At 74.3% G+C, this 20953-nt stretch carries 12 protein-coding genes; 2 read left to right on the top strand and 10 right to left on the bottom strand.

The genetic code is table 11. The features are described 5' to 3' along the window. Positions 1 to 20: 20 nt before the first annotated feature. The 5 genes from ACFYX3_RS10220 to ACFYX3_RS10200 all read right to left on the bottom strand — a co-directional run bounded on the left by ACFYX3_RS10220 (position 21) and on the right by ACFYX3_RS10200 (position 10048). On the bottom strand, positions 21 to 1337 hold the full coding sequence (locus tag ACFYX3_RS10220; RefSeq protein ID WP_389010597.1) for a methylaspartate mutase: 1317 nt from the start codon (positions 1335 to 1337) through the stop codon (positions 21 to 23). After that, complete coding sequence (locus ACFYX3_RS10215; RefSeq protein ID WP_389010594.1) at positions 1334 to 1744, bottom strand: cobalamin B12-binding domain-containing protein; 411 nt, start codon at positions 1742 to 1744, stop codon at positions 1334 to 1336. Before ACFYX3_RS10215 ends, ACFYX3_RS10220 begins: the two co-directional genes overlap by 4 nt. 154 nt (positions 1745 to 1898) lie before the next feature. Next, a complete protein-coding gene (locus ACFYX3_RS10210) occupies positions 1899 to 2114 on the bottom strand; it encodes an MbtH family protein (RefSeq protein ID WP_389010591.1) in 216 nt (71 codons plus the stop codon). Continuing rightward, on the bottom strand, positions 2111 to 9259 hold the full coding sequence (locus ACFYX3_RS10205; RefSeq protein WP_389010587.1) for an amino acid adenylation domain-containing protein: 7149 nt from the start codon (positions 9257 to 9259) through the stop codon (positions 2111 to 2113). The genes ACFYX3_RS10210 and ACFYX3_RS10205 overlap by 4 nt, the downstream gene beginning before the upstream one ends. Before the next feature lie 228 nt (positions 9260 to 9487). Beyond that, positions 9488 to 10048, bottom strand: coding sequence for a carboxymuconolactone decarboxylase family protein (locus tag ACFYX3_RS10200; protein WP_389010584.1), 561 nt, complete (start codon positions 10046 to 10048; stop codon positions 9488 to 9490). 68 nt (positions 10049 to 10116) lie between these two features. Between ACFYX3_RS10200 and ACFYX3_RS10195 the strand changes: the two genes are divergently transcribed. Together ACFYX3_RS10195 and ACFYX3_RS10190 are read left to right on the top strand one after the other, a co-directional pair. Then, entirely contained in the window at positions 10117 to 10467 is a 351-nt protein-coding gene (locus ACFYX3_RS10195; RefSeq protein ID WP_376587002.1) for a winged helix-turn-helix transcriptional regulator, read from the top strand. A 132-nt stretch (positions 10468 to 10599) separates the two neighbouring features. Further along, on the top strand, positions 10600 to 11124 hold the full coding sequence (locus tag ACFYX3_RS10190; protein ID WP_389010581.1) for a hypothetical protein: 525 nt from the start codon (positions 10600 to 10602) through the stop codon (positions 11122 to 11124). Between the two features lie 57 nt (positions 11125 to 11181). On the opposite strand, the gene ACFYX3_RS10185 is transcribed toward ACFYX3_RS10190, so the two are convergent. From ACFYX3_RS10185 to ACFYX3_RS10165, 5 genes are all read right to left on the bottom strand, one after another. Continuing rightward, on the bottom strand, positions 11182 to 16695 hold the full coding sequence (locus tag ACFYX3_RS10185; RefSeq protein ID WP_389010578.1) for a condensation domain-containing protein: 5514 nt from the start codon (positions 16693 to 16695) through the stop codon (positions 11182 to 11184). A gap of 116 nt (positions 16696 to 16811) precedes the next feature. Next, positions 16812 to 18677 (bottom strand): amino acid adenylation domain-containing protein, encoded by a 1866-nt coding sequence (locus tag ACFYX3_RS10180; protein ID WP_389010575.1) that lies wholly within the window; start codon positions 18675 to 18677, stop codon positions 16812 to 16814. A gap of 8 nt (positions 18678 to 18685) precedes the next feature. Beyond that, on the bottom strand, positions 18686 to 19720 hold the full coding sequence (locus ACFYX3_RS10175) for a TauD/TfdA family dioxygenase (protein WP_382656887.1): 1035 nt from the start codon (positions 19718 to 19720) through the stop codon (positions 18686 to 18688). Positions 19721 to 19769: 49 nt separating this feature from the next. Beyond that, positions 19770 to 20555 carry a thioesterase II family protein gene (locus ACFYX3_RS10170; protein WP_382656890.1) on the bottom strand — a complete coding sequence of 262 codons (786 nt, stop codon included), beginning with the start codon at positions 20553 to 20555 and terminating at the stop codon, positions 19770 to 19772. Between the two features lie 95 nt (positions 20556 to 20650). Continuing rightward, a partial coding sequence (locus ACFYX3_RS10165) for an acyl carrier protein (RefSeq protein WP_389010570.1) occupies positions 20651 to 20953 on the bottom strand: 303 nt, incomplete at its 5' end.

The raw sequence follows: 20953 nt of genomic DNA, 5'->3' as shown, positions 1-20953 counted from the left end.
CTTGCGGGGCCGTGTACGGGTCAGACCGTGAGCGCGGTGGCCTGGGGGCGGTCGTGGTCGTCGCCGCTGTCGCGGTGCCGGGGGCTGTCGTAGCGGTCGGCGACGTGGTGGAGGGCGGTGAGCAGGCCGGCCGAGGTGAGCGGGGCCGCGTCGGCCGCCGCGTCCGGGCGGATCGGCATGGCTCCGGTGCGGGCCCAGCGGAGCCGGCCCCCGGGGTCGACGAACCCCAGGGAGCGGCCGGCGTTGTCGGGGTGGAGGCAGAAGGGCACGTCGAGCAGCCCTCGTTCGAAGGCGGCCGGCAGGGCCCTCGCCAGGTCGGGGTGGAGGCCGAGGACGGTCTCGATCAGGGTGCGGGCCTCCTCGTACACCTCGCCGTCCCCTCCGGCCGTGGGGCCGGGAGCGGGGGGTCCGGCGAGCGCGGCGGCCGCGGCGGCGGTCTCCAGGGCGCGGACGTTCTCCTCGACCGTCGGGATGCGGTGGGCCTCCGCCGTGGTCTTGACGATGAGGCGGCCGGCGCCGGAGCGGACGGCGAGCCGGGCGGAGGCCTCCAGGAGGCGGGTGGCACCCTGTTCGGTGCGGGGGTAGACGCCCATGTACGTGTAGAGGACGACGTGGTGGTCGACGTCGGCGGGCAGGAACTCGGCGGCGAGCCGGTGCAGGGCGCGCAGGGCCTCCTCGTCCTGCGCCGGGTCGGTCTGCTGGGCGTAGCTGAGCGAGACGCTGCGCAGGCCGAACCGGGCGAAGAACAGGCACTCCAGGACGCTCGTCGCCACCAGCAGGCCGGGCGGGCAGAGCTGGCCGAGCAGGCAGCCGCCGAAGCTCTCCAGATGGGGCACGGCGCCGGGGCGGGCGCCGGTGGCGAGCAGTTCGCAGGCACGGGCCCAGGCGGTGACGGACTCCCGCAGGGGGGTACGGCCGTAGGGCAGGCAGTACGAGACGGGGCCGCCCTCGGTGGCGTCGAGGCCGGCCGCGGTGAGGGCCCGGACGATGGCCAGGGGGCGGGCGGAGCCGTGCCGGACCTGTACGGGGAAGTCGGCGTCGCACAGACCGTCGAGGACGGTACGGGTGGTGGCCGGGGAGTGCGCGGCGATCGGGTAGCCGTTGAGGCGGGCTCCGTCGGCGACGGCGGCGCGGGCGGCGGCGAGGTCGCCGACGCGGGTGTAGCTGTCGACGGTCAGGGTGCCCGCGGTGTGGGCGGTGGCGGCCCTGGTCCGGGCGAGTCCGTCCCGCATGCGGGCGGGGTCGCCGAAGCCCATGCGGGGCTGGACGACGAGCCGGCCGGCGGCCGCGGAGGCGGCGACGAAGCGGCCGAAGTCGGCGGCGGGAGCGGCGGTCAAGCCGGCACCTCCCTGCGGGCGCGCGCGGCGAGGAACTCGCGCAGGGCGTCCAGGTCCTCGCCGAGGACGGCGTCGCAGCCCGCCTCGGTGAGCCGTGCCACGTCCGCCTCCTGGCGGAGCCCGGCGACGCCGAGCTTGCCCCCGAGGACCACGGGGATGCCGGCCAGGGCGGGTTCGGCGCGCAGCCGGCGGACAGCGGCGAGTCCGTCGCGGTAGCCGTGCCCGTTGACACTGCTGAGCACCACCGCGTCGGGCGCGTGCCGGAGACAGCCGGCGACCAGCAGCTCGGCGGGGGCGCAGGGCCCGAGCCCGACGACCTCGTGGCCCTGTTCCTCGAGGAAGAGACGGAGGTACACGAGATTCCATGTGTGGGAATCCGATGCGGTTCCGCTCAGGAGTATCTTCATGTGTCGAGGATAGATTTCCGGGGATTCCGGAAGCGGAAGTACAACCGGCAGCAAGGACCGGCACTTTCGCCGATGAATTCCTGTGTGCGAGGGAACGGAAAAAGCGCCGTGCCCCGCAAGGAATGCGGGGCACGGCGCCGGCGACCGGTGAAGGTCAGGCGTACTGGGCGACGAGGCTGCGCGGGCGGATGTCGGTCCAGTGGGTGGTGATGTACTCCAGGGCTCCGTCGCGGTCACCGGCACCCCAGATGCTGGTCCAGCCCGCCGGGATGTCCGCGAAGGCGGGCCAGAGGGAGTGCTGGCCCTCGTCGTTCACGACGACGTGGAACGAACCCTCGGCGTTGTCGAACGGGTTGACGGACTCGCTCATGACTGGCTCCTCGTTTCTTCCTTCTGAAGCGCGGAGAGTTTCTCCGCGACTATTCTTCCGATCGTTTCAAGAGGTTCCGGTTCGGCCATCTGGAGATGGCCGCATTCGACGGTGTGATTGTCGATGACGCCTTCGGTGAAGGGAATCCAGGTGGCGGCGAGAGCGCCTTCCCGCTCCCCCGGCCTGCGGGCGGTGAAGAACACGGTGTCGGTGTCGGCGACGCCCGGCACGTGCTGCGCCATGAGGGCGGCGTGGGTCTCGGAGGCGTGGAGCACCGCGCGGAGCTCCGCGTCGGAGAACCCGGCGAGGACGGGGTCCTCGCGGCGGATCTCCTTCAGCGCTTCGGCGAGGTCCCGCGCCTTCGCGGCCCTCTCCTCGGGCGGGAGCACGGAGACGCTGCCGGGCCCGGTCTGGTGGACGTCCATCAGGGCGAGCAGTTCGACCCGCTCGCCGGCCTCGCGGAGCCGTACGGCCATGGTGTGGGCGACGAGCCCGCCGTACGACCAGCCGAGCAGCCGGTACGGGCCCCAGGGCTGGACCTGCCTGATCTGCTCCAGATAGTCGTCGGCCATCGCCTCGACGCTGCGCGGCCGGTGGCCGGGCTCGCTCAGCGCGCGGGCCTGGAGCGCGTACAGCGGCTGGTCGTCGCCGAGATGGCGGGCGAGCCCGGCGTACGCCCAGCCGACGCCGGTGCCGGGGTGGACGCAGAACAGCGGGCGGCGGGTGCCGCGGGTGCTGAGCGGGAGCAGGACGCCCAGGGCGGCGGCCGTGCCGTCGCCGTCGTCCTCGGGCAGGCCGAGGAGTCCGGCGGGGGTGGGCAGGCGGAACAGGTCGCGGACGGTGCGCTCGATGCCGAGGACGCCCCGGATCCGGTTGACCAGGCGGACGCCGAGCAGCGAATGGCCGCCCAGGGCGAAGAAGTTGTCGTCGATGCCGACCTCGGGCACGTCGAGGATCTCGGCGAACAGCCCGCACAGCACCTCCTCGCGGGCGTTGCGGGGCTTCCGGCCGCCCTCGGCGGCGACGGGCCGGTGCGGGGCGGGAAGCGCGGCGCGGTCGGGTTTGCCGTTGACGGTCAGCGGCAGGGCGTCGAGGACGACGACGGCGGACGGCACGAGGTGCTCGGGGAGGGTGGCGCGCGCCGCGTCGAGCAGCTCGGCCTCCGTCACCGACGGGCCCGAGGTCACCGACGCGTCCGCGCGGGGCACGACGTATCCGACGAGGCTCTTCTCGCCGGGCCGGTCCTCGCGGACCACGACGAGCGCCTGGCCGACCGCGGGGTGGGCGGCGAGGGCCCGCTCGACCTCCCCCGGTTCGATCCGTACGCCGCGCAGCTTGATCTGGCCGTCCGCCCTTCCGAGGAACCGGAGTTCGCCGGCGGCGGTCCACATCACGCGGTCGCCCGTGCGGTACATGCGGCTGCCGTCCCCCTCGAAGGGGTCGGGCACGAACCGCTCGGCGGTGAGACCGGCCCGGCCGACGTATCCGCGGGCCACGTGCGCGCCGGCGATGTACAGCTCGCCGGGAACACCCGGCGGGACGGGGCGCAGGGCGTCGTCGAGGACGTGGCTGCGGGTGTTGTCCATGGGCCGGCCGAGGTGGAGTCCGGCGCCCCGCAGGGCGCGTTCGCCGGTGCCGAACCACTGGTTGTGGGAGGCGAAGGTGGTCTCGGTGGGGCCGTAGGAGTGGACCAGGACGGTGTCCGGGCAGTGGGTGAGGACCCGTTGGACGGAGGCGGGGCCTGCGACGTCGCCGCCGGTCCACACCTCGCGGAGCTGCCGGAGGGTGTCGAGGCCCTCGTCTGCCATGACGTGGAAGAGGCCGACGGTGAAGTAGGCGGTGGTGACGGCGTGTTCGCGTACGGCGCGGGCGGTCTCGGCCAGGTCGGTGCCGTCGCCGTGCATGAGGACGAGGCTGCCGCCGTTGAGGAGCGGCACCCAGATCTCGAAGACGGAGGCGTCGAAGCCGGTCGCCGAGTGGACCAGCATCCGGGGCGCCCCGCCGGCGCGGACGTCGCGGTCGCGGGCGAGCTCCACGACGTTGCGGTGGGTGACGCCGACGCCCTTCGGCCGACCGGTCGACCCGGACGTGAACATCACGTACATCAGGTCGTCCCCGGTGGCGCGGGATTCCTCGCCGAGTGCCTCGCCCGCGCCGACTTCGCCGACTTCGTCGACGAGCAGCACGGCCGGGGCGGCGACGGCGGTGGCGTGCTCCCGGTCGGTCGCCGTCAGACGCACTCCCGCGTCCTCCAGCATCAGCCGGAGCCTGGCTTCCGGCAGTCGCGGGTCCAGGGGGAGATAGGCGGCGCCGCACTTCAGGACGGCGAGGGCCGTCACGACGAGGGACGCACCGCGCTCGAGAAGGACACCGACGGTGTCGCCCCTGCCCACGCCGGCGGTGCGGAGGCGGGCGGCCAGCGCGTCGGCACGGGCGTCGAGCACCCCGTAACCGAGGGTCTCCTCGTCAGTGATGAGCGCGGGCGCGTCGGGGGTGCGCACGGCCCGGCGGGCGATCAGCTCGTGGATCGTCTCCGGGGCGCCGGGGAGCACGGTGGCGGTGTCGTTGTACTCGCTGACCAGCCGGAACCGGTCGGCGGCGGTGAACAGTCCGACGTCCCCGATCCGTACGCCGGGGTCGGCCGCCGCGGCGAGCAGGGTCCGCTCCAGGTGGGCGGCGAGCAGCGAGGCGGTGGGGGCGTCGAACAGGTCCGTGGCGTACTCGAGGCCGCCGGTCATCCCGGCGGGCCGTCCTTCCTCGTCCCGCAGCTCGTCGAGGGCGAAGGTCAGGTCGAACTTGGTGGAGACGGTGTCGAGGAGACCCGGTCCGCCCGCCTGGAAGAGGTCCTTCGCGGCGGCCGCGCCGGGGGCGTCGCGGGTGTAGTCGTGGTGGAGCTGGACGACGATCTGGGCCAGCGGGTAGTGGGCGGTGGTGCGGAGCGGGTTGAGGTGTTCGACGACCCGGTCGAAGGGGAGCTCCTGGTGGCCGTACGCGGCGAGGTCGGTCTGCCGTACGCGGTCGAGGAGTTCGGCGAAGGTGGGGTCGCCGGAGGTGTCGGTGCGCAGCACCAGGGTGTTGACGAAGAAGCCGACCAGGTCGCCGAGCGACTCGTCGTCGCGTCCGGCGGTCATGGTGGCGAGGGGGAGGTCGGTGCCCGCGCCGTGCCGGGTGAGGACGGCGGCGAGGGCGGCCTGCAGGACCATGAACAGGGTGGCGCCGCTGCGCCGGGCCACGGCTTCGAGGGCCTGGTGGGTGGCGGCGTCGACGGTGACGGGGGCGCGTCCGCCGCGGTGGGTGGCCTCGGCGGGGCGGGGGCGGGCGGAGGGGAGTTCGAGGACGGCGGGCGCGCCGGCGAGGGTCCGCTCCCAGAAGTCGAGGTGGGCGGCGGCGGCCGGGCCGTCGATGAGGTCGCGCTGCCAGAGGGTGTAGTCGGCGTACTGGACGGGCAGCGGCCGCCAGGTGGGGTCGCGGTCCTCGGCGCGGGCGCGGTAGGCGGCGGTGAAGTCGGCGAGGAGGGGTCCGGTGGACCAGCCGTCGGCGGCGATGTGGTGGACGAGCAGGACGAGGACCTGTCCGGCGCCGTCGTCGGGGATGACGAGGGTGGCCCGCAGGGGCGTCTCCCCCGCGAGGTCGAAGACGTGTCCGGCGGCTTCGGCGACGGCCTCCTGGAGCCGGTCGGCGGGGACTGACCGTACGTCGAGGGCGGGCCGGACGGTGGGCAGGATCTCCTGGTGGGGTTCGCCGTCGACGGTCCGGTAGCGGGTGCGGAGGACCTCGTGCCGGTCGGAGAGGTCGGTGAGGGCCTCCGCGACCGCGTCGGGGTCGAGGGGTTCCACCGGCCTGAGGACGAGGGGGATGTTGTAGGAGGCGCTGGGGCCTTCGAGGGTGTCGATGAACCACAGCCTGCGCTGGGCGTACGACAGGGGGATGCGTTCCGGGCGGTCCGTGCGCGGCACGGGGCGGGGGCGCGTGGGCTCGGGCTCGCCGTCGGCGCCCGGGGTGGTGGAGCGGTCGGCGATGCGGCGGGCGAGGGCGTCCGGGGTGGGCGCGAGGAGCAGGTCGCGGACCTGGACGTCGACGCCGAGGCGGGCGCGGATCCGGTTGGCGAGGCGTACTCCGCTCATGGAGTGGCCGCCGATGGTGAAGAAGCCCTCGTGGGGGCCGACCTGGTCGAGGCCGAGGACCTCGGCGAAGAGTTCGCGGAGGGTGTCGGTGTGGGCGGCGGGCGGTTCCGTGGTGGTGGGCACGGTCGCCTCTGCGGCGGTTGCGGCGGTCTCGGCGGTGCGGGCACGCCGCTCGTCCAGGGCGTGCCGGGTCGCGGGGTCGACGAGGCCGGTGTCGGGGACACGGTCCTCGGGGTGTGCGGCGGCGGCGCGCAGGGCGCGCTCCAGGGCGGCGAGCAAAACGCGGACGGTGTCCTCGTCGAGCACGTCCTGCGCGTACTCGAGACCGAACCGCAGTCCGGCGGGGGCGCCCTCGCCGTCGCGGAGTTCCTCGAAGGCGGCGGTGAGGTCGAACTTGGTGGTGGCGACGGACTCGCCGGCGAAGCGGCCCTCGAGGGCGCCGAGGCGGAAGGGGCCGCCGTCGGGGCCGGTGGTCCGCAGGGTGAGCATCACCTGGAAGAGCGGGTGGACGCCGGGCGTGCGGGGCGGGTTGAGGTGCTCGACGAGGAGGTCGAAGGGCAGCCGCTGGTGGGCGAAGGCGGCGAGGTCGGTGTCGCGGACCCGGTGCAGGAGCTCGGTGAAGGCGGGGTCGCCGGAGGTGTCGGTGGGCAGCACCAGGGTGTTGACGAAGAAGCCGACCAGCTCGTCGAGGGCCTCGTCGTCACGTCCGGCGACGGGGGTGCCGAGGACGGTGCGCTCGCCGGCGCCGGCGGCGCGCAGGGCGAGCCCGAGCGCGGACTGCAGCACCATGAGAAGGCTGGCGTCGTGCTGTTCGGCGAGGCGGACGAGGCGCGCGTGGACGGCCGGTTCGACCTCGGCGGTGACCAGGCCGCCGTCGTGGGCGCGGACGGCGGGGCGCGGCCGGTCGAGGGGCAGGTCGGTCGTGTCGGGCAGGCCGTCGAGGGCGGCGCTCCAGTGGGCGAGGCCCCGGGCCGTGACGGAGTCGGGGTCGTCGGCGTCTCCGAGGAGGTCGTTCTGCCAGAGCGTGTAGTCGGCGTACTGGACGGGCAGCGGCTCCCGGTCGGGGGCCCGGCCCTCGGCGCGGGCGGTGTAGGCGTGGGCGAGGTCGGTCATCAGCGGGTTGAGCGACCAGCCGTCCCCGGCGACGTGGTGCAGCAGTACGGCGAGGGTGGCACCGGAACCGTCGTCCGGCAGGAACAGGGCGACGCGCAGCGGGAGTTCGCGGGACAGGTCGAAGGTCTCGGCGGTGAAGCGGGCGACCCGCTCGGCGCGTTCCTCCGCCGGGCACTCGACGGTGCGCAGCCGGACGGCGGTGGGGGCGAGGACGTGCTGGTACGGCTCGTCCTCGGGCGCCAGGAGGACGGTGCGCAGCACCTCGTGCCGTTCGGCGACGTCGGTCACCGCGGCGGCGAGCGCGGCCCGGTCGGGGGCGGCCTCCAGGTCGAGGACGATCGGCATGTTGTAGGCGGCGGACGGGCCGTCGAGCTGGCCGACCAGCCACAGCCGGCGCTGGGCGTGGGAGAGCGGGACGCGGTCCTCGGCGGGGAGGGGTTCCTCGTCGACGACGGGCAGGCGCGGGTCGGCGGTGCGCAGCGCCTTGCGGTTGATCTTGCCGGAGCTGGTACGGGGCAGGGCGACGACGACGGAGACGGCGGGCACGGCGGCGGCGGGCATGCGCGCGCGCACCCAGTCGCGCAGCTCCTCCGCGCCCGTGCCGCCCTCGGTCACGACGAACGCGACGAGGCGCTTGACGCCGTCGGCGTCCTGCTGGGCGACGACGGCGGCCTCCCGCACCTGCGGGTGCCCGGCGAGGACGGAGTCGACGGCGGCGGGGTCGATGCGCTGGCCGCCGATCTTCACCTCGTCGTCGAGGCGCCCGTGGTAGAGGATCTGCCGGTCCTCGGAGATGGTGACGAGGTCGCCGGTGCGGTAGGCGCGCTCGCCGTCGAGTGCGGTGAAGCGGCGGGCGTTGAGTTCGGGCCGGTGGAGGTAGCCGCGGGTCAGGCCGCCGCCGAGCAGCCACAGTTCGCCGTCGACGACGGCGGCGCGGACGCCGGGCAGCGGCCGGCCGATGGGGATGGGCCCGGCGTCGTGCCGGCTGAGGTCGGCGACGGTGGCCACGACGGTGGTCTCGGTCGGCCCGTAGCCGTTGAGAAGACGGATCCGGTCCCCTACGAGGGATCGCCACTGGGCGACGCGCTCGGGCAGGGCGGCCTCGCCGTAGATCATGACGGTGCGCAGGTCGTCGGGGAGGCGGACGGAGCCGGTGGTGAGGACGTAGACGAGCTCGTGCCAGTAGGCGGCGGGCAGGTCGAGGTAGGTGACGCCGTGCCGGGCGCAGCCCGTGAGGAGTTCGCCGACGTCGAGCATGTCGTCGGTACGCAGGACGAGGGTGCCGCCGGCGCCGAGGGTCGTGAAGATCTCCTGGATGCTGGCGTCGAAGTGGAGCGGGCTGAACTGGAGGACGGCGTCGCGGGGACCGATGCCGTACGCGGGAGTCGCCCCGGCGATGAAGTGGGCGAGCGAATCATGGGCGACGACGACACCGTTGGGGGTGCCGGTGGATCCGGAGGTGTAGATGACGTAGGCCGCGCCCTCGCCGGCGCCGGGGCCGCCGAGGACGAGTTCGCCGTGGCGGGCGACGTCCGCGGGGGCCGGCGCCAGGTCGCCGCAGGCGTCCTTGAGGATCGCCTCGTTGCGGGCGTCGGGGGCCTGGACGTCGAGGGGCAGATAGGCGGCGCCGGTGGTGAGGACGGCGAGGAGCCCGACGATCGCGTCGATGCCGCGGGGCCGGTGGAGCGCGACGAGCCGACCGGGGCCCGCGCCCTGCGCGGTGAGCTCCCGGGCCCGCTCCGTCACGGCGGCGGCGAGCTCTCCGTAGGTCAGGCGGGCGTCGGCGTGGACCAGGGCGGTGGCGTCGGGGCGGGTACGGGTCTGGTGGGCGATCAGGTCGAGCACGGGCGGGGCGGGGGCGGGAGAGGGTCCGCCGTCGAGCAGGTCTTCCGTTCTGCTGGGGGGCATGCTGAGTTCCTCCGGTAAAGGGCCGAGAGACCGGGGCGAACGGTTCCTCTCGCCTCCGTGCCCTTCACGCTAGGCGCGCGGCGGGCTCCCCCTGGGCAGTCGGCCCGGCAGCCGGATCGGCAGAAGCCGGCTGCCGTGAGCTGCCGGTGGCGGGCCGGTTCTTCCCCTCGGTGGCGGCTGAGGCTCGTCCCGCGGTGTTGATCGGCGCCCGGGTGCGGGCGGACGTGGTCACCGCGCCGGGAACCGGATGCCCCAGGGTTCCTCGTCCAGGAGGAGCCCGTTGGCCAGACAGCTGATGGTCCGGTACCAGCCGATCAGTACGAGGAGTTCGAGCAGCTGAGCCTCGTCGTAGTGAACGCGCAGGGCGTCCCAGGCGGGCTGCGTGAGCCGGCTCGTGTCGTGCAGCTCGTCGACTGCGCGGAGAAGCGCCGTGTGGCGTGGCGACCACGGAGCACCGGCTGCCGCGTCGGTTCGGGTGGTCGCCCTGAGTTGTTCCGGGCCGAGTCCGGCTCGCTGCGCGAGGGTCGCCGCGTGCACGCCCCATTCGTACGGGCAGTCGGAGCGCGCGGTCACGCGCGCGATGACGACCTCGCGGTCGGCGGCAGGGAGGAGCCCATGGCCCAGCAGGCCGGCGCCCAGGGCGAACATGCGCGAGGCCAGCTCCGGGTTGCGGTGCAGCACTCGGAACAGTGCGAGTGGCTCGTGGGGCACGCCTGGCGGCATCCAGCGGCGGAGCGCCTGGTCGACAGCGGAGGTGTAGGGCGGGGCGAGCGGTTCGATACGCGGCATTGCGGTGCCTCCTGCTTCGATTTTCGCATCACTATGATGCTTCGGTAACCGAAGCGCAAGGAGTGGGCATGGAAGCCAGAACGCCACGGCCGGGTGTGCCGGTACGGGGATCGGAGTCGGGTCGGCCGGTGATGGCCGCACTCGACCTGCTCGGACGGCGCTGGGCGATGCGGATCCTGTGGGAACTGAGCCAGGCCCCCGCCGGCTTCCGCGAACTGCAGCGCCGATGTGAGCGCATGTCCTCCAGCGTGCTCAGCACCCGACTGGACGAGCTGACCAGCGCTCGCCTACTCGCCCAGGAGGGCGACGGCTACCGCCTCACCCCGCTCGGTCAGGACCTTGTCGAGGCACTGAGCCCGCTGGACGCCTGGAGCCGACGATGGGCCGAGGAAGCAGGGCCGGAACAGCCCGAGGGCTGAAATGATCACGAACTGGCCGGTGTGACCCGCCGGCGCCTGTGCACGGGTGCGGGTTCATGACCGTGTGACCGCCCTCGGGCGCCGCCGGCCTGCGATTTCGTTCGCCCGGCGCGCTGGACGATGCTGGTCGGCATGCCGTCGACACACGCGTTGACCCACTGGGACAGCCCCTTCGTCAACTTTCGGGACTTCGCGTTCCCCGACGGTCGGGGGCACGGCCACCGATGGGTCCACATGAAGCGCTTCCGCCTGTCGGCCGGTGCGCCGGACGACCAGAACCTACTGACCGCCCTGCTCGCGCATCCGGAGTTCCGGGACACGTACGACGGTGCCGGCGTCTGGCTCGAACCACGCCATGGACAGTGGTGGGCGGACCGCATCACCCCGGACGCCTACCTGCCCGTTGACGACGCGACCGCCACCGGTGTGATCCGCTCATGGGCCGCCGGCGGCGTCGGCGTCCCCGCCGGTCTGGCCGAGCGGCTGCAGGAAGCGGTCTACACACCGATCCACCAGGCGACGAGCCGGTACGTGCTGGGGGACCTCCCCGACGATGCGCACCACGACTACGGCCCCATCCACGTCGAGTTCCACGAACTCGTCCTCGTCGACCGCCGCGCAGGCGTTCTCACCCTTCTGGTCGCCGCCGACGACTGAGGGCGGCGGCGACCGCAGCGGCCGGCCGGCAATCGCAACGACTGCGAGGCGCGGGCCTCAGTTGGGGCGGCGGGCTCCCGCTGCCGTGCGGCGGCGCAGGGTCGGGGCGGCGGACGGGCGGGGTGCCCCCGTGGAACGGTCCGCGGGCGCGGCCGTCTCGGACAGGCGGCGGGCGAGGGTCGACGCCGTCGGGTTGCGGAAGACGTCCCGGAGCGTGAGGTCCTGGCCGAACTCGGTGCGGATGCGGTTGAGGAGCCTGACCGCGAGCAGCGAGTGCCCGCCCGACTTGAAGAAGTTGTCGTCGCGGCCGACGGAACGTCCGCCGAGGACGTCCCGGAAGACCCCGAGGAGCTGTTCCTCGCGGCTGTCCGGGCGGCCCGTGGCCTCCGCCTCGGCAGGAGCCTCGGCGTGCTCGCCGGGCGCCGGCAGGCGCGGCACGGCGACGACGCGGACGGGCGCCAGGTACTCGGGCAGCCGCTCCGCGGCCCAGCGCCGTAGCGTCGTCTCCTCGGCGCCGCCGGGCAGCCGGGTGACGTAGGCGTACAGCCGGTCGTCGCGGACGGCGACGGCCGCCCCGGTCACGTCGGGATGCCGGCCGAGCACGTCCTCGACCCGGCCGGGCTCCACCGGGTAGCCGCCCGCGGTGAGGGTGGCCACGGGTCGCAGCGTCCCGTCGGCCGAGGCGTAGGCCCTGCGCCCGCCGGCACGCAGGCCGCCGCCGGGGGTCCGCTGGTGGACCTCGCCGGGTACCCGTACCGGCGCGGGCAACCCCCGCTCGTCGAGGACGACTTCGCGGCCGCCAGGAGCCGCCGGGCGGCCGTACGGCATCGCGGAGATCGCCATCGACGGGTCTGCGGCGAGTGCGTCGAGGGTCTCCGTCAGCCGCTCGGCCAGGAGCGCCGCGGTCTCCGCGTCGTACAGAGCCGTGGCGTACTCCAGAGCCCCCCGGAGACCGGTCGGCGCACCGTCCGCGTCGACGAGTTCGGTGAGCGCGAACGTGAGGTCGGACTTGGCGCCCACCGCGCTGAACGCGACCGGTTCGCCGTCGAGGACGGACGGGGCACCGGTCCCGGTGGCCGCCGCGTGGACCTGGAGCATCACCTGGACGAGCGGCGCGTGGGCGGCGGAGCGGTGCGGGCTGAGGTGTTCGACGAGGCGGTCGAAGGGGAGGTCCTGGTGGCTGTAGGCGGCGAGCCCGGACGTGCGGACCCGGCGGACCAGTTCGGTGAAGTCGGGGTCGCCGGAGGTGTCGGTGCGCAGCACGAGCGTGTTGACGAAGAAGCCGACGAGCGGGTGCAGGGCGTCGTCCGCGCGGCCGGCGACGGTGGTGCCGATGGCGATGTCGGTGCCCGCGCCGTGCCGGGTGAGGAGGGCGGCGAGGGCGGCCTGCACGACCATGAAGAGGGTGGCGCCGCTGCCCCGGGCGCGGCGCAGCAGGGCCTGGTGGGTGGCGGCGCTCACCTCGAAGGCGGTGAGGGCGCCGGCGCCGTCGCTCTCGGCGGGCCGCGGCCGGTCGGTGGGCAGGGCGAGGAGCGGCGGCAGCCCGTCGAGGGCCTCGCGCCAGTGGGCGAGCTGTTCGCCGGCGACGCCGTGTTCGCCGTCGAGGAGCTCGTTCTGCCAGAGGGTGTAGTCGGTGTACTGGACGGGCAGCGGCTCCCAGCCGGGAGCACGGCCCTCGGCGCGGGCGCGGTAGGCGGTGTCCAGGTCGGCGAGGAGGCAGTTCGTGGACCAGCCGTCACCGGCGATGTGGTGGACGAGGAGCACCATGGTCTGCCCGCCTCCGTCGTCCGTCACCAGCCAGGCCCGGAAGGGGATCTCGGCGGCGAGGTCGAAGACGTACCCGGCGGCCGCGTCGACGGCCGCGCGCACGGCCTCCGGGCCGTCGGCGGCGACCTCCTGGAGGACGGGCGCCTCACCGGTCAGCACCTGCTGGTACGGCTCGCCGTCCGCCGTCCGGTAGACGGTGCGCAGCACCTCGTGCCGGTCGGCGACGTCCGCCAGGGCGGCGGCCAGGACGGCGGGCTCGACGGGGCGGTGCAGCCGGGTCACGACGGGGATGTTGTACGTGGCACTGGGCCCTTCGAGCCGGCCCACGAACCAGAGCCGGAGCTGCGCGGCGGACAGCGGGACGCGGGCGGGGCGCAGGGCGTCGGGCACGGGCCGCAGCGGGGGCCGGGCGGGCCCGTCGCCGTGCTCGCCGAGGCGGCGGAGCAGCTGCCTCGGGGTCGGGGCGAGGAACACGTCACGGATCGCGGCCTGGAGTCCGAGGGCTCCCCGGATCCGGTTGGTGAGCTTGCCGGCGAGCAGGGAGTGTCCGCCGAGCTTGAAGAAGTTGTCCTCGGGCAGCACCTCGTCCCGGTCGAGGACCTCGGCGTACAGGCCGCGGAGGATCTCCTCGCGGGGATCCGCCGCGGCACCCGCACCCGTCCCCTGCCCGTCCCTGGAGGCGGCGCGCCGCCTCTCGGCGAGGGCGCCGGCGAGCGCGTCGTGGCGGCGGTCGAGCCCCCGGCGCTCCTCGACGGTGAGCAGGTCGACCCCGCTCAGCGGTGTGTCGTCGGCCCGCTCGGCGAAGGCCGTCAGCGCGCGCTGGAAGAGGGCGAGGAGGATGCGCGCGGTGTCCTCGTCGTACAGGTCCGTCGCGTACTGCAGCCCGAGCAGCACTCCCCCGGGTTCGCCGCCGGTGTCGTGCGTCTCGGCGCAGTGGAAGGCGAGGTCGAACTTGGCTCCGGCGAGGTCGGCGCCGTCGGCCGTGCCGGTGATGCCGCCGAGGCGGACGGCCGTGTCCTGGGCGGTCTGCGCGCTGACCATCACCTGGAAGAAGGGGTGGCGGCCGAGGGAGCGCTCGGGGTTGAGGTCCTCGACGAGGAGGTCGAAGGGCAGGTCGTCGTGGGCGAAGGCCGCCAGGTCCCCGTCCCGCACGCGCCGCACCAGTTCGGCGAGGGTGGGGTCCCCGGACAGGTCGGTGCGCAGGGCCAGGGTGTTGACGAAGAACCCGACGAGGTCGTGCAGGTCCTCCTCGGGCCGGCCGGCCACTGCCGTGCCCACGACCACGTCGTCGCCCGCGCCCGCCGCCCGCAGGGCGAGGGCCAGGGCGGCCCGGACGACCATGAAGAACGTGACCCGCCGGCCGCGGGCGACCGCGGCGAGTGCCTTGTGGACCTGGGCGTCGAGCTCGGCCGTCACCACCGCACCCCGGTGGCCGGGTTCGGTCGGCCGTGGCCGGTCGGCGGGCAGCCGGGTCTCGTCCGGGATCCCGTCGAGGGCCTTGCGCCAGTAGTCCAACCGGCCGTCCAGGATGCCGTGTTCGCCGTCGAGGAGCTCGCGCTGCCAGAGGGCGTAGTCGGCGTACTGGACGGGCAGCGGCTCCCAGCCGGGAGCACGGCCCTCGGCGCGGGCGCGGTAGGCGGTGTCCAGGTCGGCGAGGAGGGAGCCCACGGACCAGCCGTCGGTGGCGATGTGATGGATCGAGAGGACGAGCACCGCCGTCCCGTCCGCGACCTTGAACAGCCTTGTCCGTATCGGCAGTTCACGGGTCACGTCCAGCGGAGTCCCGGCGAACCCGGTCGCCCGCGCCTGCGCGTCCTCCGGAGTGGCGCACTCCTCGACCTCGACCCGCACCTCCGGAGCGTCGAGGACACACTGGTACGGCTCTCCGTCCCGTACCGGATAGACCGTCCGCAGCACCTCGTGACGGCGCATCACATCCCGTACGGCCGCCTCCAGGACGGCCGTCGCGGGCTGGGCGTCCAGGGTGAGCACCATGGGCGCGTTGTACGCCGACGAGGAGCCTTCGAGCCGGTTGAGGAACCACAGCCGGCGCTGGGCGTACGACAGGGGGACCGGGTCGGGGCGGTGGGCGTCCGGCACCGGCCGCAGGGCCGGGCGGCGGGGGCCGTCGCCCCGCCCGCCGAGGCGGCGGAGCAGCTGCCGGGGAGTCGGGGCGAGGAAGACGTCCCGGATCGCGGCCTGGAGACCCAGCGCTCCCCGGATGCGGTTGGTGAGTTTGCCGGCGAGCAGGGAATGCCCGCCGAGCTTGAAGAAGTTGTCGCCGGAGCGTACGTCGTCGCGGTCGAGGACCTCGGCGAACAGGCCGTTCAGGATCTCCTCGCGGGGGTCCGCGGCCGAACGGCTTCCGGCCCGCCCGCTCTCGTGCGCCTCCTCCCGGGTGGTGGTGCGGGTCCGTGCCGCCTCGGACAGGGCCCGGTGCCGGCGGTCGAGGGCGGTGCGCTCGTCGTCCGTGAGGAGCCGGATCCGGCTGAGGGGGGTGTCCGCCTGCTCTTCGGCGAAGGCCGTCAGCGCGCGCCGGAACAGCGTGAGCAGGAGGCGCGCGGTGTCCTCGTCGTACAGATCCGTCGCGTACTGCAGCCCGAGCAGCACCCCGCCGGGCTCGCCGCCCTCGTCGGGGGTCTCCTGGCAGTGGAAGCTCAGGTCGAACTTGGCGGTGGCCAGGTCCGCGTCGTCGAGGACGGCGGGGACGGGCCCGAGCCGGACGGCCTCGTCCGCCTGCCTCGACTGCGTGCTCAGCATGACCTGGAAGAACGGGTGGCGGCCGAGGGAGCGCTCGGGGTTGAGGTCCTCGACGAGGAGGTCGAAGGGCAGGTCCTCGTGCGCGAACGCGACCAGGTCCGTCTCGCGGACGCGGTCCACGAGAGTGCCGAGGCCGGGGTCGCCCGACAGGTCGGTGCGCAGGGCCAGGGTGTTGACGAAGAACCCGACGAGGTCGTGCAGGTCCTCCTCGGGCCGGCCCGCGACCGGCGTGCCGACCACCACGTCGTCGCCCGCGCCCGCCGCCCGCAGGGCGAGGGCCAGGGCGGCCCGGGCCACCAGGAAGAACGTGCCCCGCCGGGCGCGCGCGAGGGAGGTGAGGGCCCGGTGGGATCGGGCGTCCAGCTCCGCCGAGACCACCGCGCCCCGGTGGCCGGGCTCCGTGGGCCGGGGCCGGTCGGCGGGCAGCCGCGTCTCGGCCGGGATGCCGTCCAGGGCCTTGCGCCAGTGGGCGAGCTGCTCGTACGCGGTGCTGTCGGGGTCCTCGGGGTCTCCGAGCATGTCCCGCTGCCACTCGGCGTAGTCCGCGTACTGGACGGGCAGCGGCTCCCAGCCGGGGGCGCGGCCCTCGATGCGGGCGCGGTAGGCGGCGTCGAGGTCGGCGAGCAGGCAGCCCACCGACCAGCCGTCCGTGGCGATGTGGTGCACGAGGAGCACGAGGACGGCCGTCCCGTCGTCCACCTTGAACAACCGTACCTGGAGGGGCAGTTCGCGCGTGACGTCCACGGGGATCCGGGCGAAGGCCGTCGTCCTGGCCGTCACGTCCTCGCCCGCGCCGCACTCCTCCACCTCGAAGCGCACGTCGACGTCGTCGAGGATCTCCTGGTACGGCTCCTCGTCCCGGGCCGGGTACACGGTCCGGAGCACCTCATGACGCTCCACCACGTCCCGTACCGCCGCTTCGAGCGCCGCCGGGTCGGGCATCGATCCCAGCCGGAGCACCACGGGGGCGTTGTAGGCCGAGGAGGAACCCTCGAGCCGGTTCATGAACCACAGGCGGCGCTGGGCGTAGGACAGGGGGATCACGGTTGCTGCTCCTCGTGTGTGGCGGGGGCGGGCGGGTGGACCGGCGGCAGGCACGGCGGTCGTGGTGGGGACGGCGGCGCCGGCGTGGCGCGCGGTGCTCGTGGTGCGGACCGCTGTCAGGCATCCTTCGTGGCCAGCAGCTCCTCGATGTGGGCGGCGAGGTCGCGCAGCCGCGGGTGGGAGTACACGGCCTTGACCGGGAGCGCCACGGACAGCTCGATCCGCACGCGGGAGACGAGCTTGATGGCGAGGAGGGAGTGGCCGCCGAGCTTGAAGAAGTTGTCGTCCGGGCCGATGGACGCGGTGCCGAGGACCTGCGTCCAGACGCGGGCGATGAGCTCCTCGGCACGGCCGTTCAGACCGTCGGTGCCTTCGCCGCCGGGGGTCAGGGGCCCGGTCTCCGGCGACGCTTCGAGGCGGGTGGGCAGCGCGGACCGGTCGAGCTTGCCGCTGGGCGTCGTGGCGAACCGCTCCACCGCGACGAACGCGCTCGGCACCATGTAGGCGGGCAGGCTGTCGGAGAGCGCGGCCCGCAGGGCCGCGGTGTCGCCGCCCCGGTGGTAGGCGATCAGGCAGGCCGTGCCGCCGGCGTCCTCGCCGAGGATGACGGCCGCCTCGGCGACACCGTCGATCCGGGTGAGGGCGGCCTCGATCTCGGGGAGCTCGATGCGGTGTCCGCGCAGCTTGACCTGGCCGTCGGCGCGGCCGAGGTAGACGAGCCGGCCGTCGGGCAGCAGCCGGCAACGGTCGCCGGTGCGGTACATCCGCGCGCCCGTGGAGTCGCCGATGTCGGCGACGAACCGCTCGGCCGTCAGTCCGGGCCGGCGCCGGTAGCCGCGGCCGACGCGCGGCCCCGCGAGGTACAGCTCGCCCGACTCCCCCGGCCCGACCGGCGCGAGGTGCTCGTCGAGCAGGCGCATCCGGAGCCCCGGCAGGACCGTGCCGATGTGCGGCTCCCCCGGCCCGTCGATCCAGCCGGCGGTGGCGTCGACGGTGCACTCGGTCGGCCCGTACACATTGAGCGCGCGCAGCAGTCCGGACCGGTGGGCGGCGACGAACCGGTCCCACAGGGCCGGGCTGATCGCCTCGCCTCCGACGAGGAGGGTCAGCGGGCGCGGGCCGCCGTCCTCCGTCAGCAGGTCGAGGAGCGGGTCGGCGTGCGAGGGGGTGATGTCCAGGTCGGTGAGGGCCTGCTCGTCGACGAAGGCGGCGAGCAGGGACGGGTCGCGGCGGGTCTCCTCGTCGATCATGACGAGGGTGTCGCCCCGGCAGAGCCGCGTCCACTGCTGCACGGAGGCGTCGAACGACGGGGAGGCGTTCCACCCGACCCGGCATCCCTCGCCGGTGGCGGCGCCCGCCGCCTCCAGCTCCTCCAGGAGCAGGGAGGCCGAGGCGCGTCCGATCTCCACGCCCTTCGGGCGGCCGGTGGAGCCGGAGGTGTAGATGACGTAGGCGAGGGTGTCCCCGGTGACGGGCACCGGAGCGTACGGCACCGGGACAGCGCTCGGGGCGGCGGTCAGCTCGGCGACGGTCACGGCACGGGCGCCGGGGGCCGGGGAGCCGTCCGTGCCGTCCACGACCACCAGGTCGGCGCCGGAGTCCTCGACGAGGTAGCGGCGGCGGTCGGCGGGCAGGGCGGGGTCGACCGGCAGGTAGGCGGCGCCGGCGGTGAGCGTGCCGATGATCGCGGTGACGAGGGCGGCGCTGCGCGGCAGGCAGAGCGCCACGACGCTCTCCGGCCCGACGCCGAGGGCGTCGAGACGCCCGGCGATCACGGCGGCCCGGGCACGCAGCTCGTCGAAGGTGAGGCGCTCGTCGCCGGCGACGACGGCGGTGCGCCCGCCGGGGGCGGCGGCGAGCCGGGCGAGGAGGTCGGCCGGACCAGTACCGGCGGCGGCGCAGGCGCCGCAGACGCAGGCTGCCGTGGAGCAGGCGAGGGGGGCGGCCGGGGCGGTGGTGCGCTCGGGGAGGACGGCGGTCATGGCGGGGCTCACCTTCCGTACAGGGTGGTGGAGGGGGCGGTGGTCGGGGAGCAGTCGGCGAGCCGTACCGGCTCGCCCATGGCGACGAGGATCTTCCGGTCGCCGGTGTACGACTCCCGGCCGTGCGCGCAGAGGATGTTGTCGACGAGCATCAGGTCGCCCGCCTGCCAGCTCTCCCGCAGCGTGACCGCCTGGTACACGTCGTTGATCGCGTCCACCTCGGCGTCGGTGAGGGCGGTGCCGTCGCCCAGGCGGGTGTCGAAGGGCAGGCCGTCGGCGCCGAACGTGTCGGTGAGGACCTCGCGGACGTCCTCGTCGAGGCTGCGGGCGTTCCAGAAGGCGAAGTGGTTGAACCAGGACCGCTCGCCGGTCACCGGGTGGGTGATGATCGCGGAACGGCGCTGGCGGGTGCGCAGGGTGTCCTCGTCGAGCCACTCGTAGCCGATGGAGTGGGCGTCGCAGTACTCCTCCGCGCCCGCGGGTTCCTCCGAGGAGAAGGCCTTGCGCCACGGCATGCCCGCCAGGTCGGAGTAGTTGCGCACGAGGAGCCAGCCGGCCTCGGCGAAGCGGGCGACCAGGTCCTCCGGCAGCATGGCGAGGGCCCTGCGCATGTCGCCGACGGTGGTCGCGCCGCCGGTCTGCGGGGCGGTGACGCAGCCGAAGAGCAGCACGCCGGGGAAGTCGAGGGTGTAGCTGTTCTCGTTGTGCAGGCGGATCGGCTGAGCGGCCGGAAGGTCGGTGGAGGAGAACACCCCTTCGCCGAAGTCGGTGCGGGGGGTGGCCTTCTCCTTGTATCCGGCGCGCTGGGCGATCAGCGCGTCACGCGCCTCGGCGAACGTCGCCGCGTCCGTCATCGGAAGCCCGCGCAGCATGACCGCTCCCGAGCGGTGCAGTTCGGCCTGAATGGCCGGGAGCTGGGCCGACAGCCAGGCGGTGGCCTCCGCCATGGTGTCGAAGGCAGGCGTCTCGACGAGGGCCGGCTTTCCGGGCTCCCGGACGACGGTGATGCCGGCGGCGGCCGGGCTCTGGGCGTACGTGGTCATGGTGCGCTCTCCTCGTGATCCCTCGGGGGGCAGGTCTGTCGACGGTCGGTCAGGCGTTGCTGGGGGCGGAGGCGTGCAGGGTCTCCAGGACCGGGTTCAGGCGGGCGAAGAAGCCGGGGAGGTCCTGCTGGAAGTAGAAGTGGTCGCCGGTCAGCACCTGGGGCACGACCGGGTGCCCGGCCACGAGGGACCAGCCGTCGAGCATGTCGACCGGGACGATCGGGTCGGCGTCCCCGCCGAACACCGCGACCGGGCAGTCGAGCCGCACGGCCGGGGCGGTGCACCGGTAGGCGTCGTCGATGGCGAAGTCGGCCCGGATGGACGGCAGGACGATCTCGCGGAGCTCCTCGTCGTCGAGGATGCCGTCATCGGTACCGCCGCGCTCCTTGATGGCCGCGACCAGCTGGTCGTCGTCGAGCCGCTCCGGGTGCACCGGGCACTGGTTCGGCAGCACCGGCGCCCGGCAGGCCGAGGCGATCAGGCCCTGTGGGGCACGGCCGACGGCCTGGAGGGCGCGGGTCACCTCGAAGGCGACCAGGGAGCCCATGCTGTGCCCGAGCACCACCAGGTCACCCGTGTCCGCGGGCAGGGCCTCGACCACCGGCAGCGCCAGGTCGTCGACGGACTCGGGCAGGTCCTCGCTGAAACGGGCGCCTCGGCCCGGGTACTGCCCGATGAGCAGCCGCACATCGGCCGGGAGGTGCTCACGCCAGGCACTGTACGCGTGCGCGTTGCCTCCGGCGTGCGGGAGCACGAGCAGCGACAGGCGGTGCGGCAGGTCGCCGGGCAGGTCCCAGACGACGTCCTCGGGGGCGGGGGTCGGGAAGGTGGTCATCAGCTGATCCGTTCTGTCGCGGTGGCGGTGATGATCTAGGTGTCGGCGTCGGCGTCGGGCTCGGCGTCGGCGTCGGCGTCGGCGTCGGGCTCGGCCTAGGCGACCGGCTCGGTCTTGGTGACCGGTTCGGTCCTGCTGCGGCGGCGGAGGGCCGGACGGGCCTTCTTCGCCGGCGCCGCCTTCAGGGACTCGATGTGCTCGGCGAGCCGGGCCGGGGTGGGGTGCTGGAAGACGTCGCGGATGGTGAGCCGCACGTCGAGGGCCCCGGCGATGTGGTTGGTGAGGCGGGCGCCCAGGAGGGAGTGGCCGCCGTGGTGGAAGAAGTCGTCGTCGATGGTGAGGTCGGTAGTGGTGTCGAGGGTGCGGGCGAAGAGCGCGAGCAGGGTCTCTTCCAGCGG

It is taken from the genome of Streptomyces sp. NPDC002463 (assembly GCF_042889835.1).
Classification (GTDB): Bacteria; Actinomycetota; Actinomycetes; order Streptomycetales; family Streptomycetaceae; genus Streptomyces; species Streptomyces nymphaeiformis.
Note: the sequence above shows the minus strand (reverse complement) of the source record. Positions and strands in the feature narration are given on the sequence as shown.

Coding starts and splice junctions, on each gene's coding strand:
- ACFYX3_RS10215 (WP_389010594.1), bottom strand. CDS start 1,744: ATGAAGATACTCCTGAGCGGAACCGCATCGGATTCCCACACATGGAAT.
- ACFYX3_RS10210 (WP_389010591.1), bottom strand. CDS start 2,114: ATGAGCGAGTCCGTCAACCCGTTCGACAACGCCGAGGGTTCGTTCCAC.
- ACFYX3_RS10205 (WP_389010587.1), bottom strand. CDS start 9,259: ATGCCCCCCAGCAGAACGGAAGACCTGCTCGACGGCGGACCCTCTCCC.
- ACFYX3_RS10200 (WP_389010584.1), bottom strand. CDS start 10,048: ATGCCGCGTATCGAACCGCTCGCCCCGCCCTACACCTCCGCTGTCGAC.
- ACFYX3_RS10195 (WP_376587002.1), top strand. CDS start 10,117: ATGGAAGCCAGAACGCCACGGCCGGGTGTGCCGGTACGGGGATCGGAG.
- ACFYX3_RS10190 (WP_389010581.1), top strand. CDS start 10,600: ATGCCGTCGACACACGCGTTGACCCACTGGGACAGCCCCTTCGTCAAC.
- ACFYX3_RS10180 (WP_389010575.1), bottom strand. CDS start 18,677: ATGACCGCCGTCCTCCCCGAGCGCACCACCGCCCCGGCCGCCCCCCTC.
- ACFYX3_RS10175 (WP_382656887.1), bottom strand. CDS start 19,720: ATGACCACGTACGCCCAGAGCCCGGCCGCCGCCGGCATCACCGTCGTC.
- ACFYX3_RS10170 (WP_382656890.1), bottom strand. CDS start 20,555: ATGACCACCTTCCCGACCCCCGCCCCCGAGGACGTCGTCTGGGACCTG.